Annotated in this window: 3 protein-coding genes; 1 reads left to right on the forward strand and 2 read right to left on the reverse strand. The window is 46.9% G+C overall.

Annotated features, from left to right (window positions below; translation table 11 throughout):
* Window positions 1-208 precede the first annotated feature (208 nt).
* Window positions 209-2068 (reverse strand): iron uptake porin, encoded by a 1860-nt coding sequence (locus EWV84_RS00005; protein ID WP_287075550.1) that lies wholly within the window; start codon window positions 2066-2068, stop codon window positions 209-211.
* 389 nt (window positions 2069-2457) lie between these two features.
* Here EWV84_RS00005 and EWV84_RS00010 point away from each other — a divergent pair, with 389 nt between their 5' ends.
* Complete coding sequence (locus EWV84_RS00010; protein WP_323801816.1) at window positions 2458-2844, forward strand: hypothetical protein; 387 nt, start codon at window positions 2458-2460, stop codon at window positions 2842-2844.
* 312 nt (window positions 2845-3156) lie between these two features.
* Here EWV84_RS00010 and EWV84_RS00015 read toward each other — a convergent pair whose 3' ends face one another.
* Window positions 3157-4533 carry a cobyrinic acid a,c-diamide synthase CobB gene (locus EWV84_RS00015; protein ID WP_287075554.1) on the reverse strand — a complete coding sequence of 459 codons (1377 nt, stop codon included), beginning with the start codon at window positions 4531-4533 and terminating at the stop codon, window positions 3157-3159.
* Window positions 4534-4658: the final 125 nt, after the last annotated feature.

Genomic DNA, 4658 nt, shown 5'->3' on the forward strand with positions numbered 1-4658 from the left:
AAGACCAGAACAGAGTAAAACTGGGGCGGCAGGTGCGGAACCCCGCAAGGGAAAGAAGCAGAAACCTAAATCGTGAGGTTTGGGAATCACCGTCCGTTTACGGCGGTGAGGATGTCAAGGATGCTTGTATCCAGATAGAATATCAGCGTCTATTTGCCTAAAACAAAACCCCACCATGGGTGGGGTTTCGGGTTTAATTTAGGAAATCCTAGAAGGTAAAGGTTCCGCGGAGAGTGCCAATCCACTCGTTACCAGTGCCTTTGAACTGTTCAGGTGCAGAAATCCAGATGACACCGGGGGTGATAGAAATATTGTCGGTGACTTGGTACTTGTAGAACAATTCAACGTGGTAGGGAACGATGTTAGATACTTTTAGACCCATGTCTCGGAAGCTTAAGTGACCGATGTAGGGCTGCGCACCAGCAAACAGACCTAAGATATTTCCTTCTTTACCTAAGTCGGGGAAGGCAATACCAGCACCGTAGGTCCACACTTCCGCATCACCGAGACCGAGTAAGCGCACGGTGGAGTAGGAACCGAAGGCACTCAAGCTGGCGAAACCAATATCCACTGCACCGGTTAAACCGTAGCTATTGGATACTTTGGCTCCGAAGTTGAAGAAACCGACTTCATCCTGTAGGGTGACGCTATCAGGATTGTTGCCGTTGACGTTGAGCAGGGTATTTAACTGAGTTTGGGAAAGGTTAGCGGCGGAAGTCCCCGTTACACCGAAGGAACCACCGTTACCGAAGATGGCGGTATCGGCACCTTGGTAAGCGTTAACGTAGGTGAAGCCGACGTTGAGGAAGTTAAAGAGGTTAGCGTTAATCTGTGCTAAAGCGGCGTAATCTCCGTTAAAGAGACCATTACCTGGGTTAGGATTGGCCGCAGAACTAGAGCCACCACCACCGGCTAAGTAACCCAAGGATAGGGAGGTCGGACCGACAATGCTTTGGAGGAAGCCTAATTGTAGGCTAACACCACCCCCAGAACCACCACCGATACGGTAGATGGGGTTTTCGGAAGCGAAGGTAGATAGCGCACCATTACCACCGTCGAAGTCTTCAAAGAAGGGGTTAGTGGTGGGAACGAAGTCATTCCAAATACCACCCCAAGCGGCGACGTAGGTACTGAAGCGACCAAAATAACCTAAGTCAATCGGGGTATAGTAGGCCAACCAGTCGAGAACCACATTGCTACCGTTACCGGCCGCGGTCCAAGTTTGGAATAGGGAAGGGCTTTGCAGATTATCGAATCTGACGGAAGCGGGATCACCATTTTGTAGTGTGGTGGTCGATTTGTAATCAAATCCGAAGGGAGTGGCACTACCCGCCGCTAAACGAGTTTTCAATACGTCCTGACCGGTGAAGCTCGTGTTTAACAGCAAACGAGCGCGGTATTGCATGGCGGCCTGGGAGGCGGGGCTACCGGCACCGACCGTATCGGTGACAGCGAAGATAACTTCCCCAGCTAATTTGGTGGTGGTGGAGAATTGGTTATTTTCGAGGAAAGACACCCGGCTTTCTAAGTTATCAACTCTAGCTCCCAACGCCGCTAATTCGGCCTGGAACTCATCCATCAAGCGCTTGAGGGCATCTAAGTCTTCCTTGAGGACGTTGACACCATCTTGAATTAAACGCTCCATCACGTTTAAGCAAGCGTTTAAACCAGCCGCAAATTCCCAACGGGTTAAAGCTCGGTCGCCGCGGAAGGTGCGATCGGGATAACCAACAATACAACCATAGCGTTCAACTAAACTTCTTAAAGCCTCGAAAGCCCAAGCGGTGGGGGAAACATCCCGCAGTTGGTTAACGCTGGTGACTTGATCGATGGTGTTGCCCTGTACGGGTGCAACTTGACCTTCGTTACCGTACTGTTCGATCTGATTGATTAGTTCGCCAGTTCCTGCAGCGTTGTCCTGAACTTGAGCGATTTCTAGATTGTTAAATTCGGTAGAAACACTGGTAGATTTGGCGGGATCGAAGCTACTAGCATTAGCGGAAGCTACCAGGGTAGCCCCTAAAATCGCTGGGCTAACCAGCAATGATTTCCAGAACATTCTTAACATGATGGTTTTTTCCTCACACCTTATAGGTTGACTACACAGTTTGACGACGCATATAGCCTTGCTATTCTTTTGCTATTATACACAATTTAATTACTTAGGGAAAGATGTGATCTCATTTTTTTTCCCTTGACCAGTTGACAAAGTGGCCACCCTGTCGCTCCTGACGGCACTTAAACAAAAACTAAAGTAGGTTAGAATCCTTACAGAGAGAAAACTTAAGCTCACACAACAGGCTCGTCTAGACGAGTGGGGCCAGGTTCTGTGATTTTGATAACGGCCACTGAACTGGGTTGTTGTCAGGTTAATTGACGATTTCTATGGTGGCACTCTTAATATGGAGTGATGTCTAATGGGCAAAACTTAACGCCGATAAAAACAGAGACAAGACCATGAAAAAAAGAAAGATAGCCAATACACTGCGTAAAGCCTTGCTAGAAGATGGCAAGATGGAACGCGCTCTCTATGAATACGAATTAGAAGAACACATAGACTACTGGTACGAAGGTCTCAAGTCCGACCGTGATCAGTTTGTCTTTGCCGTCACGGAAAACTCCGGTGATGTGGCAATGGTATTGATTACGCCAGGTAAAACTATCTATGTCAATGAGGAGGCGAGAGAGAAACTCTCTGAATTCTGGATAAAAGCTTATAAGCATAATATAAATCAACTCCTTCCCATGATGGCAGAGAATTTGGCCAATGATATTATCTCGGTGACAGGCGTTAAAATGGTGTCCCCAAACCAGAAGCGGCGCTGGGTTAGTTTGCGCCCGTAGAGTTAAAGTGAAGAAAGGCTCCCTTAGGGCAAAATCAGGGCAGGTTTAGACAATACTGACGGGAAACCCTCAAAAACTATCCGCCCTTACCAATTGCTCGGTAAGGGCGGTGTAGCGGGTCATCGGAATCGACACCAGACTGCCGGAAGGAACTCCAGCTAGTCTAAATCTTGTTTAGACGTGGGGGTCTAGAGAACAGCCCCGGCGCACAGCCGGCTATTGTCGATTAAGAGACCCATGCTTTTACTACTTTCTACCATCGACATCACCTCCTGTATCCCTTAGCGGATTGATTATCAAATTTATCTGCAATTAGCTTAACGCAGCTATGCGGAAAAAATCAAGGCCGGCAGCTAAAAATTTTTTCGGCAGGCTGAGATTAGCCCCAAAATGTAGGTGCAGATAGGAAGCGTGCAGATTCTTACCTTGCCACCCTTCGGCATTGATAGCACTTTTGGGGAATGCTTGCAGTTGATAAATCGGTGCGTCGCTCACCCCGCTTAATTGGGAGCGATGGAATTCATGACCGCGCACTGGTTGACCTGCTTTGAGCAGGATCGTCTCCTGTTTGGCGATGGCTTGCCGATAACCTAGGGTTAGTTTCGGGGACATTATAGCAGATTGGGGGATTATTTGCAACATGGAATGGTTTTTTTGCTCAAAATCAATTATTTTTTCACATAAATACATTAATCCCCCACATTCGGCGTAGGTGGGCATTCCAGAGGCGATCGCTTTTCTCACCTGAGTTAAGATAGGGGTGTTAGCGGCTAATTCCGGGGCAAAGATTTCGGGAAAACCGCCACCAAAGTACAATCCTTGTAGGTTTTCGGGCAAATTTGCCCCTTGCAAGGGACTCCAAAAGATTAATTCTGCGCCTAAATTGGCTAAAATATCGAGATTATCGGGATAATAAAAGTTAAAAGCCTTATCTCTAGCAATACCAATACGGATAGGGGGAAAAAGCTTATTTTCTCCTGTTGGATTTTTCGGGTTCTCTTGAGGAGAAATAGTGAGTAAAGGCAAGAGAATGTCCCAATTAAAGCAGTTTTGGGCAATAGAAGCCAGTTGATCTTGCAGTTGCCTGATTTCTCCTAGTTCATCCCTGGGAACTAATCCTAGATGGCGATCGGGAATTGTCAGGGAATCTTGACGACGCAAAACCCCGACAATCGGCATATTGATGGATTCTAGGGCGGTTTGCAGTAATTGCAGGTGGCGATCGCTACCAACCCGATTGAGGATAACTCCGGCTAGATGGAGATTTTTGTCTAAAGATTGATAACCGCGGACGATAGCGGCGACAGAGGTAGATAAACGACTGCAATCGATAACTAACAGCAGAGGAAGCCCTAAAATACGGGCAATATGGGCGGTACTGGCATAATCGGGAAATTGAGTATCGCTTAATTGAATACCATCAAATAGCCCCATTACCCCTTCAATCAGAGCATAATCGACATTTTGACAATGTTGGGCAAAACAGGTTTTTACATAGTCTTCAGAAGTTAAAACCGGATCGAGATTGCGACAGGGGCGACCGGTAAAATGAGTATGGAACATGGGATCGATATAATCGGGCCCGACTTTAAAAGATTGCACTCGATCGCCACGACTGATTAAATAGGCCAAAATTGCCAGAGTAATCGTAGTTTTACCGACTCCGCTTCTTTCTCCTGCGATGATCATCGAAAATTTGGGTCTGAAACCCCGTCGTTTCACGACGGCTTTACTGTTAAATATTAACACATTTACCAAATATATGCTAAAATGTGAGACATGGAAAAAGCCTATTCGTTTCGATTTTACCCCAC

This window comes from Microcystis sp. M_QC_C_20170808_M3Col (genome assembly GCF_007095505.1).
Lineage (GTDB): Bacteria > Cyanobacteriota > Cyanobacteriia > Cyanobacteriales > Microcystaceae > Microcystis.